Below are 12,357 nucleotides of genomic sequence, written 5' to 3'. Positions count from 1 at the left end.
TGGACAGGTCGGTTGAGGCTCCGTGAACCGGGGTCAGGAGGGTCAGCGTTCCAGGACGCCCACAGCCACGAGCCAGTCGCGGGTGTCGGCATCGTCGGTCCACAGGTGCGCGCGCCAACCGACTGCGAGTGCCCCGTCGACGTTGGCCTGCTTGTCGTCGATGAACGCGAGCTCCGCGCCCGGCAGGCCCAACTGGTCCGCGACGGCCCGGTAGATGGCGGGATCGGGCTTCATCATGCCAAGGGTGGCGGAGACGAACAGGTGGTCCACGTCGCGACGCCACTGCGCACCGTCCGCCGCGCTCTGCACGGCGTGCGGGGAGTTGCTGAGGATGGCGACGATCACGCCGGCGGAGCGGCAGTCGCGCAGCACCTGCCACGCTTGCGGGCGGAGTTCCGACCAGACACTGGCATCCAGCAGTGCGAGTTCGTCCAGCAGGCCCTCGCTGGCTGAACCGCCGGCGGCGGCGACGAGCGGTCCCCAGTAGTCCTGCGTGCTGCCACCGGCATCGTAGGCGTCGCGGCCACTCCAGTAGTGCTCGGCGACGCGCGCGTGGGTGGTGCCCATGCGCGCAGCCAGCAGGGGCAGGAGGGACGGTGGCGAGGCGAGCACCCCGCCGAGGTCGAAGACGACGGCCTTGATCATGTCCCGATGGTAGGCGGGACGGCAAGAGCCGGAGCGCCCAGGGCCAAAGCCGGGCCCGGCCGGTGATGATGGCCGTCGCCGGTGGCGGGGATCGGCCGCTAGATTGTGCTGGTGATTCCACTCGACGCGTTCCTCCCCGACGGGATGGGGGTCGAGATGCTCGCGCTGGTCATGCTCGTGGCCTTCGCGGCGGGTTGGGTTGACGCCGTGGTCGGCGGCGGGGGACTGCTGCAGTTGCCCGCCCTGCTGCTGGTTCCCGGCCTTGCGCCCGTGCAGGCACTGGCCACCAACAAGCTCTCCTCCATCTTCGGCACGGCCACCGCCAGCGTCACCTACGTGCGACGGATACGGCCGGACATGAGGACCGCGCTGCCCATGGCGGGCTTCGCGGTGGCTGGCAGCTTCGGCGGCGCCGCCGTCGCCACCGTCCTGCCGCCGGAGGTCTTCAAGCCCATCATCGTGGTGGCCCTCCTGAGCGTGGCGATCTTCGTGGCGGTCCGCCCCATGATGGGGGCGGCCACCAGCCTGCGCTTCGAGCGGGGGCGTCACCTGGTCATCGCCTGCGCGTTGGGCGTGGTCATTGGCTTCTACGACGGACTTCTGGGCCCCGGCACGGGCACGTTCCTCATCATCGCGCTGGTCAGCGTCCTGGGCTACGACTTCATGGCCTCCAGCGCCAAGGCCAAGATCGTGAACCTGGGCACGAACCTGGGGGCGCTGGCTCTGTTCATCCCCACCGGCAACGTGGTGTGGGGGCTCGGGCTCAGCATGGCGGTCATGAACATGGCAGGTGGCTACCTGGGGTCGCGGACGGCCATCGCGAAGGGGTCAGGCTTCGTTCGGGTGGTGTTCCTGATCGTCGTCGGTGTCCTCATCCTGAAACTGGGCCACGACGTCTGGGTGGAGTCCATCGCGGGTCGGATCTGACGGCGACGCGAAGCCGGCGCTCAGCCGTTCCAGCTGAACTGGTGCGCTCCGTCGACGAGGACGGTGAGGGCGTGGTGCGGGGCGCACTGCACGGACGTGCTCATGGTGTGGCCGTCGGCCTCCACGCGGTAGGAGATCGACGTCTGGTCGTTGGTCTCCACGATCAGTTCGCCACGGGTGATCCACGGGTTGCGTCTCCGCAGGCTGATGAGGTCCTGGTACAGGCGGTGCAGCCACTCGCCGTTGGGAACCAGGTCAGCGGGTGCGTTCGGCAGCGGCGGCCGCATGGGGTCGTCGGCCGCCTCGTCCGTGCCCTTCTCGCCGCGGAACCCCTGTTCGTCGCCGTAGTAGATGCTGGGCATGCCCGGGGTGGTCAGGAGGATGCCGGCCGCGAGTGCGGCGCCGGCGTCACCGGTGAGGCTGGCGATGCGTGACACGTCGTGGTTGCCGACGAATGTCTGCATGATGAGGTCGTCGGAGAACTCGGCGTGCCGCTTCAGCGTCCACGCGAGTTCGAAGAAGTTCTGGTCCTTCAGTGAGCTCCAGATGGCCTTCCACAGTTCGTACTGCGTGACGGTGTCCAGGGTGCCCGCGCGGGCGATCCCGGCGTAGTCGCCGTGGATGACCTCGCCGATGAAGATGGCACGGGGAAATTCGGCGCGCACACGGGCGGCGACGGCTCGCCAGAATTCCGATGGCACGGCGTAGGCGACGTCGAGGCGCCAGCCCGCGATGCCCCGGCGCAGCCAGTGCAGCATGATGTCGACGACCAGGTCGACCACGGCCGGATTCGAGTGGTCGAGGTTCGCCAGCCCCGTGTGGCCCTCCCAGTCCTCCGGGCGTACACCGTCGCCGTCTCGTTGGAGCCGGATGAGGGAATGCGCCGGGTCGGCGAGGGACTTGGCGACCATGGGATGGTCGATGCCGACGTGGTTGAACACCCCGTCCAGCACCACGGAGAGTCCTCGGCGGTTGCACTCGGCCATGAGATGGTCGAAGTCCTCGTCGTCACCCAGCCGCGGGTCGATGCGGAAGTGGTCGAGCGTGTCGTACCCGTGCGCCGTCGATGCGAAGATCGGCCCCAGCAGCAGCCCGGAGCAGCCGAGCTCAATGGCGTAGTCGAGCCAGGGGTCCAGCCGCCGCAGCCGGTGGGCCGGCTCCCCGTGGGTCTCGCGGATCGGGGCTCCGCAGGCGCCGAGGGGGTAGACGTGCCACCAGATGGCGTGATCGATGAGGCTCATGGTGCGTCCCTGGGAAGTGAGAGTGCAGTACGCCATAAACCGTACCGTCGGGTGGGGGAGTGCGTCAGTTCGTCGAGATCGTGGTGTGGCGTGGGCGGGGGGATTGATCGCCGCTGGTCCAGCGCACCTCGCCATTCACCAGGGTCGAGGTGGGGTGCAGTCCGACTGCTGTCGCGATCGCGTTGGACGCCACGTGCTCGGGATGGATGTGGGCGACGACGCGTCCGACCCCCGCGCTCCGGAGCCAGTCGGTCATGGCGGTGGCCGCCTGACGGGCCAGGCCGCGGGACTGATGCGCTCGTGCCACCACCCATGCGATCTCGGCGACGCTCACGCCGTTCTCTTGTGTGATGGTGGCCTGGACGTACCCGGCCGCCTCCCGCGTGTCGCTGCGGCGCATCACCCAGTTGAACCACAGCTCGGTGCCATCCGGGGATGCTCCCCCCACCTGAAGCGTGTAGATCTGCCTCAACTGATCGAGTGTCGCCGGTTCGCCACCGATGAAGGTGTGCAGCGCGACGTCGTCGAGTGCGGGCGCCATCTCCTGGGCATGCTCCACTCGCAAGGGCTCCAGCGTGAGGTCAGCGCACGCGATGGTGGGTGCCTCGGGCCATGTGTCCATGGGGGTATTCTCCCGCAGTCGGCGTCCCGGGAACTCGACGCTCTGAGTTCCTGGGCGTTCCGCCATCGCGGCTACGGTGGGGCGCATGCCCTTCCTGCCCGCCCGCGGAGATCGCCTGCCCGCTCGCTGTGCGCAGTTGCTCGGCGGACTTGCCCTGTTCGGCGCGAGCATCGCGCTCATCGTGCGTGCCGAGCTCGGAGTCATGCCCTGGACGGTGCTGGAGCAGGGCCTGACGAATGCTGCGGGCCTGAGCATCGGTGTCTGGTCGGTCCTGATCGGAGTCCTTCTGCTTGCAGTCTCCATGTGGTTGGGCCTGCGGCCCGGTGTGGGGACCCTGCTCAACATTGTGCTCGTGGGCCTGACGATCGACGCCGTCCTCGCGGTGCTGCCACCCCTGGAGGGATTACCGCTGCGCATCGGGGCACTCGTCCTCGGTATCGCACTGAACGGGGTGGCCACCGGTGCCTACATCGGCGCAGGTCTGGGACACGGGCCGCGAGACGGGCTCGTCACCTCGCTCGCCGGAAGATCCGGCCGGACGCTCCGGCTGACCCGGACCGTGGTTGAAGTCAGTGTCGTTGTCCTCGGAGTGGCCCTCGGAGGACAGCTGGGAGTGGGAACGGTGGCCTTCGCACTGGCCATCGGCCCGCTCATGCATTTTTTCGTGCCGTTGCTGGACATGCGGAGGAGAAGCGTCTGACGCGTGTCCTGTGCCAGGTTCGGGGTGCGAGCTAGCCTTCTGGCGTGCGAGTGACCAGGCTCCGGGTGTACCCGGTGAAATCGTTGGCGGGCGAGGACGTCGCTGGGGCCTGGGTCAACCCCTGGGGCCTGGAGCAGGACCGCCGCTGGGGACTCGTCGGCCGAAAGGGCGAAAAGCTCACGGCGCGCGAACACACACAACTCCTCGGCCTGACCGCGCGATCACTCGCCGAGAATGTTGTGCGACTCGCAGATCGTGATGGCGGAGTCATCGACGTCGACATGCGCGAGGGCGGCGAGATCATCGCCGTGGACCACAGCCGGCAGGGTTCGGCCGTGGCTGCCGGAAGCGATGTGAGCCGATGGCTGAGCGACCGCCTCGGGTTCCGCGTGAGGCTGGTGTGGCAGCCGGATCCCTTGCTGCGTCCCATCGCCGCTCAGGAGGGCGGCCAGCCGGGTGACGTGATGTCGTTGGCGGATGCCGCACCATTGCTCCTCATCACCGAGTCATCCATGCGTCAACTCGACGACTGGGCCGACTCCGGGGCGCAGCCGTTGGATCCGGTGCGTTTCCGTCCGAACGTCGTCATCGACGGCGGGGAACCCTTCGTGGAGGAGGGGTGGACGAGCGTGCACATCAACGGCGTCCCGTTCCGGGTGACGATGATCTGTGACAGGTGCTCCATGACCACGCTCGATCCTGTGACGCTGGCCCGCGGCAGGGAACCGATACGCACGTTGGCGGCGCATCGCAGGCGGGAGAACAAGACCTGGTTCGGCCTGCGACTGACCCCGCTCGGCCGGGGACGAATCCACGTCGGTGACCACGTGGAGCCATCCCTGTCTGCGTGATGCCGGTGGGCGTCCGACGTGCGCCGTCGGCCGGTGGGACGGCATCACAGCCTGCTCACGTTGCGGACCCGTCGTCCCCCATCGTCACGAGGCCGCTTGCGTGGGCCATCACGGCGATCTGCACCGTGTCCCGGAGGCCCAGCTTCGTGAGCAGGAGCCAGACGTAGGTCTTCACGGTCGCCTCACTGAGGAACAGTTCCGCCCCGATGGCGGCGTTCGACACTCCCGCCCGGCGTGCACCAGCGGCGGTGTTCAGGCTGGTGGGGCTTCTCGGCACAGCCCGGGGTGTCCGGGTCGCTGAGGCACGGTGGTGTCCGTTTTCCGCTAGTTTTCCGACGCGGCAGGGGGTTCACTGGTGGCATGACGTCGACGACAGCGCACCAGGGCCCCCGGTGTGGCCCCGGAGATCCGCTGTTCGAGCCCCGCTACCAGGCCATCGATGCGCGGGACCCCCGCTTCGACGGGCAGTTCTTCACGGCCGTCTCCTCCACCGCCATCTACTGCCGGCCCTCCTGCCCAGCCCGCACGCCCAAACGTGAGAACGTCACGTTCTACCTGACGTCGGCCGCCGCGCACGCCGCCGGATACCGCGCCTGCAAACGATGCCTGCCCGAGGCCAGCCCCGGCACGCCGGAGTGGGACCTACGGCGCGACGCCACCGGTCGGGCCATGCGCCTGATCGCCGACGGCGTCGTCGATCGTGAGGGTGTGGACGGGTTGGCAGCCAGGCTGGGCTACACGGCGCGTCACCTCCGACGGCTCATGACGGACGAACTCGGGGCAGGGCCGGTGGCGCTGGCCAGGGCGCGGCGCGCCCAGACGGCCCGGACCCTCCTCGCGGGCACGCAACTCCCCGTCACCGAGGTGGCATTCGCGTCCGGATTCGGGTCGATCCGACAGTTCAACGAGACGATGCGCGACGTGTTCGGCGCCCGCCCCGGCGATCTTCGGAGACGGGCTCATTCCCCTGCTGCGCGGTCCGGTGTGCTCACGGAGTCCGCGACTGTCCGGCTGGACCTGGCGCTCCCCGTGAGGCAGCCGTTCGACGCCCCCGGGGTGTTTGAGTTCCTCGCGGGCAGGAGTGTGGCCGGGATCGAGGTGGCCGACGTCTCCTCCGACAACCGGCTGAGGTACGCCCGAACCCTGGCGTTGCCGCGCGGTCCTGGTGCCGTGGACGTCGTGGCGACGCGTCGGGCGGGAGGGGGCTGGGAGGTGCGGGTGCTGCTGGAGACCGCGTCCCTGAACGACGTGGCACCGGCGGTGGCGCGGGTCCGCAGACTTCTCGACCTCGACGCGGACCCGGTGGCCATCGATGCCGCCCTGTCCGCCGATCCACAGCTGGCGCCACTGGTCCGACGCACGCCCGGGATCCGGGTGCCCGGGGCGGTTGATCCCCACGAGCTCCTCGTGCGGGCGATCGTGGGGCAGCAGATCTCCGTGGTGAGGGCGACGGCCCACCTCGACCGGCTGGTCGCGGTGGCGGGGGAGCACTGGAGCTCGTCGATCCCGGGCCTGGACAGGTTGTTCCCCACCCCGCAACGCATCATCGAACACGTGCCCGAACCTGTCGACGGCGCACCGCCGGACCCCCAGCGACCGCTACGGCTCCCGCGCAGATCCGTCCGCGCGGTAGTGGGTGCCGCCAGGGCGATCCTTGACGGCGACCTGGACGTCCACGTGGGCGCCGACCGGGACACCGTCGGTGAACAACTGGTCTCGCTCAAGGGCATCGGCCCCTGGACCGCTGGCTACGTGGCCATGCGGGTTCTCGGCGATCCGGACACGTGGCTGCCGGGCGACGTGGCGCTCGTGGCTGGAGCAAGGGCGGCGGGCATCCTCGAGGTCGGCGTCGTGAAGGCTGCGGCCCACCGCGCCCTGACCGAACGCGCGGCCGCATGGGCCCCCTGGCGGTCCCATGCCGTGATGCACCTGTGGCGCGCCGGCACGGCGCCCGCCCACACGACAAGGAACAACACATGAATGCCTACGTCTCCACCATGTCCACAGCCGACGGGCCGTTCACCATCGTCATGGTGGGCGACGACGTGATCGCCTCCGGCTGGACCAGCGACGTCGCATCCCTGCTGGCGCTGGTCCATCCCACCCTGCGCCCTGAACTGTGCACCCTTGCCGACGGTGGGGAGCAGGATCCATCCATGGCGGCCGCCCTCAGGGCAGTGGCCGCGTACTACGACGGTGACGTGGAGCACGTCGCTGCGGTGTCCGTGCGGCAGCGGTCAGGGCCCTTCCGGATGCAGGCGTGGGACGTGCTGCGCGCGGTGGACGCCGGTGGACCCATCACCTACGCGGAGTTCGCTGCCCGTGCCGGGACCCCGTCAGCGGTGCGGGCGGCAGCGGCTGCCTGCGCGAGGAACGCCGCCGCGCTGTTCGTGCCCTGTCACCGGGTGCTGCGATCCGACGGCTCCCTGGGCGGGTTCCGCTACGGACTCGAGCTCAAGCGACGCCTCCTCAAGCGGGAGTCGGAGGCTGCGCAACCGTCGGGCTAGGCCGCCTTGAGGAATGCGGAGATGTCCTCGGTGAGGCGGCTCCGCATCTCCTCGCTGCTGATGGTGGCGGTGCCGTCGCCGGACTGCACACCGTAGTCGCCGAAGCGCGCGTGGTTGGCGCCGTCGATCTGGATGAACTCCGCGTCCGCGGGCAGGCGGACGGACGCATCCTTGATCTTCGCGGGGGTGCTGAGCCCGTCGTTGCTGCCGCCGAGGCTCAGGACGGGCAGGTCCGAGCCCGAGAGGTCGTTGGCGCAGTAACTGCCGAACAGGACCAGTCCCTGGACGTCGGGTTGGGCGGCGAACTGGCAGGCCTTCACCCCGCCGAGCGAGTGACCGCCCACCCACCACTGGTCAACGTCGGGCGCCAGGGTGGTGAACGTCGTCAGGGGGCGCAGATCGAAGAAGGCCAGGTTCAGCGTCGGTTTGGTGATCACCACCGTGACCCCGTCGTCGGCCACGATGCCCGACAGGTTGGAGAGGTAGCTCTCCGCCGTCACCTTGGCGCCGGGGATGAACACGAGTCCCTTGGTGGACTTCTGGTCGGTGGGGGACATCACCACGGCCTCGGGGTTCTCGACGACGGTGATGGACGGGTCGGACTCCACGGCGGCGAGCGGCCCGGGTTCGGCCTGCATCACCCCCACGTTGGCCCACACGAGGAATCCGGCGGTCACGAGACCGAGCAGTGCGAACAGGCCGAGCAGCACGCGCGTGATGACGCGGCGCACCTTGGACCCCTTCGGTGGGACAGAGTTCGATGCCATGGACCACTTACCCTTCTCGGGTGCGCAACGGCGCGTCCGGAGCCAAAACGTAACACCGCCGTCCGTGCCGATCCGGCAAGTCCACGCCCGGGTAGGGGGACAGGGCCCTGTTGCCTCCCCGGCGGAGCATGGGCCTCACTCCGGCGACGTCAATGCGTCCCGGTCATCGCTGGCCGGACCACTTCATCGTTGGCCTCGAACGCCTTCTTCCAGCCCAGGACCGTGGCCCACCACGTGGCCTGGGCGGCAACGTCGTGGCAGCGATGACCGGGGCCGATTCGCGGCACAGCGTGGTGCGGGTGAGCCGGAACCCGATCGGGCAAGCCCCTCCCGTGGTTAGGGTGGATGTCATGAAACGACTCGTCCTGATGCGCCATGCCAAGACCGAGGGTCACAGCCCGGAGGGTGACCGTGCCCGAGAGTTGCTGCCGCGGGGCCGTGAGGACGCGGCCGCCGTCGGTCATCACCTGGCCGACCTGGGGCTGCAGCACGCCATGGTGTCCACCGCGATGAGGGCCCGGCAGACGTTCGAGGCGCTGGGGCTCGCCATTACCGCCGAGTTCCAGGACGTCCTCTACTCGGAGGGCCCCGACACGATGCTGCAACGCATCAGCGAGACCGACGAGGACATCACGGGTCTGCTGGTGGTGGGCCACGCCCCCACGATTCCCCATCTCAGTGCGGAACTGGGTCATGCCAGCAACCCGTCGGAGGCTGACGCGCTGCAGTGCTCGTTCCCGACGGCCGCCTTCGCGGAGTTCACCTTCGAGGGAGACTGGGCCGACCTGGACCGCGACAACCTCGCACACATAGCGCTGCAGAGGGTGGAGCGCCCCGTCCGGCACTGACCCGTCAGGGCTTGACGGCCACCATGAGGTCCCGGCGGATCGAGGCGTCGACGCGGTGCGCAAAACGCTCCCACGGGCCGTCGGTCTTCACGACGAGCCCTGCACCCTCCAGAATCTCGACGAGGTCCTCGCGGGCCAGGCCGAACGTGTTCCAGCTCAGTCCGAGCGCGCCACCGTGCATGAGCTGCGACGCCCAGACTCCGACGGCGTCCTGCAGGAGCCGCGCCGGCGTGCGGTCGCGCTTGCCGCCGCCCCGGACGTCGGTGGTGGACCCGTGGACCACGCCGTATGGGGCATCGGTCACGATGGCGTCGAACTTCTTCTTCCCGAAGAGATCGGCGGAGTCGCGCGTGTCGCCCGTGAACATGGTGAGCTGCATGATGCGGCCCTCGGGGCGGATGGTGGCGTCGAACCGCTTGCCCACGGCCTTGCCGTCGCGACGCACGGGGCGGACGTCCGCGGTGTGCTTCAGGCGCTTGCGGCGCAGCCACGTCTTGAGGAAGGCGGCCATCTGCTCGAATGCCTTCTCGTCGGCGTCCACGCCGTAGGCGTCGTGGCCCAGCAGCAGTGCGCAGGACAGTGTGGTGCCGCGCCCGGCCAGCGGGTCGAGCACCTGGCGGGGGCCGGTGGCCTCGCGTTCGACGGCGGCCAGGGTCACGTTCATCAGCAGACGTGTGAACTGCTCGTTGGTCTTGCCCTGGTACTTGGGAATGGTCACGAGGTCGTCGTCGAGAACCTCCACCACGGGCAGTTGCAGGGGGCGCAGCATGTCGCCCTCCCGCTCGAACAGCGCAAAGGCGCTGGACTGGGTGGCGACGATGGCCAGTTGGTCGGCGGTGAGTTCGTCGGTGCTGAAGCCGAGGTACCCGACGCCAGCCAGGTCCTGGTCGGCGACGTCCCGGACGAAGGGCGCGCAGATTTCGAGTTCGGCGGCGCTCAGGGCGGCGGCCTCCCCGGAGTAGACACGATTCGCAGAGGGGGTGCGCAGCAGCAGCAGTTCAGGCATTGCGCAAGTCTCGCATGCGGGTGGCGGAGAACCTCACACGGAGGCCGGTGTGTAGTGTCCCAGCCGACATGGACGGTGCGCGGATGAGACCGGTGGTGGTGGTCCTGGCCGCAGGCGTCCCGCATCTCCGCAGCCGGGGACGTCCTGGTCGCCTTCATCGAGGTGGCTTTCGGGCTCATGTTCGCCGGCGTCGGTCATCTCATCACCATGCGCGGGGGCCCCGACCTGCTGACGTGGGTGGTGCCGTGGTGAGGCGTGGGGTCAGGGGCCTGTGAGCCAGAGTCCGAGGACGGCGGCACCCAACCCCAGGCACACCATCATCACCGCGTGGAGGACAGCAGCCAGACCCCGTCCTCCGCGCGCCAGGCGTGCCGCCTCCACGCTCGCCGTGCTGAAGGTGGTGTAGCCGCCCAGGAACCCCGTCCCCGCCACGGCCAGCACCTCGCCGCCCGCGGCGCCGAGAGCCCACCCCGTGAGCAGGCCCAGCAGCAGTGACCCCGTGACATTGATGATCACGGTGCCCACGGGCAGTGGCGCCCGCCATCTCGACGTGATCCAGGAATCAAGGCTGAACCGCGCCATGGCGCCCAGCCCACCCGCCAGTGCCAGCAGCAGCGCGATCATGTGTGGGCCCACCTTCGGTGCAGGGCGGCCACTGCGAGCATGCCGGCCAGCGCTGCCGCAAAGCCCAGCACGAGACTGACGGTGGTGTAGCCGAACGCTGTCAGGTAGGCGCCGGAGCGGCCCAGCCGTGCCGCCTCGACCATGAAGGTGCTGTAGGTGGTGTAGCCGCCCAGCAGACCCGTTCCGACGCCGAAGCGGACCCGCCGACGCCATCCCTCGTCGGGGCCTGTCACGCTCAGGGTCTCCAGAAGAACGGCCAGCACGAAGGCGCCCGAGACGTTGATGAAGAAGGTGGCCCACGGCCACGCTCCGACAGCGGAGGGGTACGCGCCCTCGAGCGCGGCACGGATACTCGTGCCAACGGCACCGCCAAGCCCGATGAGCAGCAACGTCAGGCCACGACCCGTCCTTGCCGGACGCGTGCGTGCGGCCGGAGCGTCCGGGTCCAGCGGCTCCGCGCCCGGGGCAGTCACTGCCACGGCGTGGAGGCGTGCCAGTCGACCACCCGCAGAGGCACCACGAGCACGGGGCGGTGCTGGTGGTGCGACAACCTGGCGGCCATGGAGCCCTCCACGAAATCGTGCCAGCGCGCGGACGCGCCCGGTGCATGGGTGCCCACCACCAGGGCGGACGCGTCCACGGCCCGGGCCAGGTGTGTCAGCGACCGGTCCGGTCGGCCTGCCAGGTACCGGAAATGCCAGGTGATGCCGCTGTCAGCCAGCACCGCGTCGAGGAAGGAGGCGATCTGGGCGGAGCGTCGACGCCAGGAGTCGTCCTCGGCGTCGACGTTCATGCCGGTGTGTCGCACACTGCCGTCGGGGAACTCCTGGACGGTGATCCGGGTCTGATCGACGTGACCCACGTACAGATCGACGCCGAGAGCGGCCGCCCAGGAGGCAGCCGTCAACGTGACCAGCTCAGGCTGCCCCGGGACCACACCGACCACCACGGGGTGTCCCGCGAAGGGTGTGAGGCGTGAGGGGTGCGGTTGTGGAGCCTCCGCCATGGGTGTCACGTCCGCCCCCCGTCATGTCCGGCGCCCGGGTTTTCGGGCTTCAGCAGGTCACGCCAGGTTGACGTGATGGTGCGCGAACGGCGTGCCCTCGGCGCGCTCGTAGCTGTCCTTGACCTCCTGCTCGGCCTCCGTGCGGCCCACCCAGGTGGCACCTTCCACGGACTTGCCGGGCTCGAGGTCCTTGTACACGGAGAAGAAGTGCTCGATCTCCAGCAGCATGTACTCCGGTACGGAGTCGAGGTCGGACATGTGACGGCGGCGGGTGTCGGCCGTCGCGATGCAGAGCACCTTGTCGTCACCACCCATTTCGTCCTTCATGCGGAACATGGCGACGGCGTAGCACTCGATGAGGCAGCCCGGGAAGGTGGGCTCGGCGCCGATCACCATGGCGTCCAGCGGGTCGCTGTCCTGGCCGAGGGTGCCCTCGATGAAGCCGTAGTCGTAGGGGTACTGCGTGGAGGTGAACAGGGTGCGGTCCAGCCGGATCCGTCCCGTGTTGTGGTCCATTTCGTACTTGTTCTTCGTGCCCTTGGGAATCTCCACGGTGACGTCGAAAAGGATCCGACGCTCGTCGGGGATAAGTTCGACACTCGCGACGAAGTCT

At 69.1% G+C, this 12,357-nt stretch carries 16 protein-coding genes; 6 read left to right on the top strand and 10 right to left on the bottom strand.

Annotation, left to right across the window (positions count from 1 at the left end; translation table 11 throughout):
- Window positions 1-42: 42 nt before the first annotated feature.
- Window positions 43-645 carry an HAD family hydrolase gene (locus tag EAX62_RS00425; protein ID WP_121899727.1) on the bottom strand — a complete coding sequence of 201 codons (603 nt, stop codon included), beginning with the start codon at window positions 643-645 and terminating at the stop codon, window positions 43-45.
- A gap of 111 nt (window positions 646-756) precedes the next feature.
- Between EAX62_RS00425 and EAX62_RS00420 the strand changes: the two genes are divergently transcribed.
- Window positions 757-1,572, top strand: coding sequence for a TSUP family transporter (locus EAX62_RS00420; protein WP_233557746.1), 816 nt, complete (start codon window positions 757-759; stop codon window positions 1,570-1,572).
- Window positions 1,573-1,592: 20 nt separating this feature from the next.
- Here the strand turns inward: EAX62_RS00420 and EAX62_RS00415 are convergent, their stop codons facing one another.
- Window positions 1,593-2,813 carry an alpha-amylase family protein gene (locus EAX62_RS00415; RefSeq protein ID WP_121900910.1) on the bottom strand — a complete coding sequence of 407 codons (1,221 nt, stop codon included), beginning with the start codon at window positions 2,811-2,813 and terminating at the stop codon, window positions 1,593-1,595.
- 64 nt (window positions 2,814-2,877) lie between these two features.
- On the bottom strand, window positions 2,878-3,435 hold the full coding sequence (locus tag EAX62_RS00410) for a GNAT family N-acetyltransferase (RefSeq protein ID WP_199711046.1): 558 nt from the start codon (window positions 3,433-3,435) through the stop codon (window positions 2,878-2,880).
- Window positions 3,436-3,520: 85 nt separating this feature from the next.
- Between EAX62_RS00410 and EAX62_RS00405 the strand changes: the two genes are divergently transcribed.
- Together EAX62_RS00405 and EAX62_RS00400 are read left to right on the top strand one after the other, a co-directional pair.
- On the top strand, window positions 3,521-4,135 hold the full coding sequence (locus tag EAX62_RS00405) for a YczE/YyaS/YitT family protein (RefSeq protein WP_121899726.1): 615 nt from the start codon (window positions 3,521-3,523) through the stop codon (window positions 4,133-4,135).
- 44 nt (window positions 4,136-4,179) lie between these two features.
- The gene (locus EAX62_RS00400; RefSeq protein WP_121899725.1) at window positions 4,180-4,986 is read left to right on the top strand and encodes an MOSC domain-containing protein; all 807 of its coding nucleotides are present in this window, start codon (window positions 4,180-4,182) and stop codon (window positions 4,984-4,986) included.
- Window positions 4,987-5,041: 55 nt separating this feature from the next.
- Here the strand turns inward: EAX62_RS00400 and EAX62_RS00395 are convergent, their stop codons facing one another.
- A complete protein-coding gene (locus EAX62_RS00395) occupies window positions 5,042-5,263 on the bottom strand; it encodes a response regulator transcription factor (RefSeq protein ID WP_121899724.1) in 222 nt (73 codons plus the stop codon).
- Between the two features lie 83 nt (window positions 5,264-5,346).
- Between EAX62_RS00395 and EAX62_RS00390 the strand changes: the two genes are divergently transcribed.
- Entirely contained in the window at window positions 5,347-6,966 is a 1,620-nt protein-coding gene (locus tag EAX62_RS00390) for a DNA-3-methyladenine glycosylase 2 family protein (protein ID WP_121899723.1), read from the top strand.
- The gene (locus tag EAX62_RS00385; RefSeq protein WP_121899722.1) at window positions 6,963-7,493 is read left to right on the top strand and encodes a methylated-DNA--[protein]-cysteine S-methyltransferase; all 531 of its coding nucleotides are present in this window, start codon (window positions 6,963-6,965) and stop codon (window positions 7,491-7,493) included. Before EAX62_RS00390 ends, EAX62_RS00385 begins: the two co-directional genes overlap by 4 nt.
- Here the strand turns inward: EAX62_RS00385 and EAX62_RS00380 are convergent.
- A complete protein-coding gene (locus tag EAX62_RS00380) occupies window positions 7,490-8,260 on the bottom strand; it encodes an alpha/beta hydrolase (RefSeq protein WP_121899721.1) in 771 nt (256 codons plus the stop codon). The two genes, EAX62_RS00385 and EAX62_RS00380, sit on opposite strands and share 4 nt — an antisense overlap.
- A 350-nt stretch (window positions 8,261-8,610) precedes the next feature.
- Here EAX62_RS00380 and EAX62_RS00375 point away from each other — a divergent pair, with 350 nt between their 5' ends.
- Window positions 8,611-9,108: a SixA phosphatase family protein gene (locus EAX62_RS00375; protein ID WP_158600415.1), complete on the top strand. Its 498-nt coding sequence runs from the start codon at window positions 8,611-8,613 to the stop codon at window positions 9,106-9,108.
- A gap of 4 nt (window positions 9,109-9,112) precedes the next feature.
- On the opposite strand, the gene EAX62_RS00370 is transcribed toward EAX62_RS00375, so the two are convergent.
- From EAX62_RS00370 to EAX62_RS00350, 5 genes are all read right to left on the bottom strand, one after another.
- Complete coding sequence (locus EAX62_RS00370) at window positions 9,113-10,114, bottom strand: TRM11 family SAM-dependent methyltransferase (protein WP_121899719.1); 1,002 nt, start codon at window positions 10,112-10,114, stop codon at window positions 9,113-9,115.
- A gap of 261 nt (window positions 10,115-10,375) precedes the next feature.
- Window positions 10,376-10,738 (bottom strand): fluoride efflux transporter FluC, encoded by a 363-nt coding sequence (locus EAX62_RS00365; RefSeq protein WP_121899718.1) that lies wholly within the window; start codon window positions 10,736-10,738, stop codon window positions 10,376-10,378.
- Complete coding sequence (locus EAX62_RS00360; RefSeq protein ID WP_199711045.1) at window positions 10,735-11,217, bottom strand: fluoride efflux transporter FluC; 483 nt, start codon at window positions 11,215-11,217, stop codon at window positions 10,735-10,737. Before EAX62_RS00360 ends, EAX62_RS00365 begins: the two co-directional genes overlap by 4 nt.
- Window positions 11,208-11,744: a universal stress protein gene (locus tag EAX62_RS00355; RefSeq protein ID WP_121900908.1), complete on the bottom strand. Its 537-nt coding sequence runs from the start codon at window positions 11,742-11,744 to the stop codon at window positions 11,208-11,210. Before EAX62_RS00355 ends, EAX62_RS00360 begins: the two co-directional genes overlap by 10 nt.
- Window positions 11,745-11,801: 57 nt before the next feature.
- On the bottom strand, window positions 11,802-12,332 hold the full coding sequence (locus EAX62_RS00350) for an inorganic diphosphatase (RefSeq protein ID WP_407703302.1): 531 nt from the start codon (window positions 12,330-12,332) through the stop codon (window positions 11,802-11,804).
- Window positions 12,333-12,357: the final 25 nt, after the last annotated feature.

It is taken from the genome of Tessaracoccus antarcticus, assembly GCF_003688855.1.
In the GTDB taxonomy this organism is placed as follows: domain Bacteria; phylum Actinomycetota; class Actinomycetes; order Propionibacteriales; family Propionibacteriaceae; genus Arachnia; species Arachnia antarctica.
This window is presented reverse-complemented; position numbering and strand designations above follow the sequence as displayed.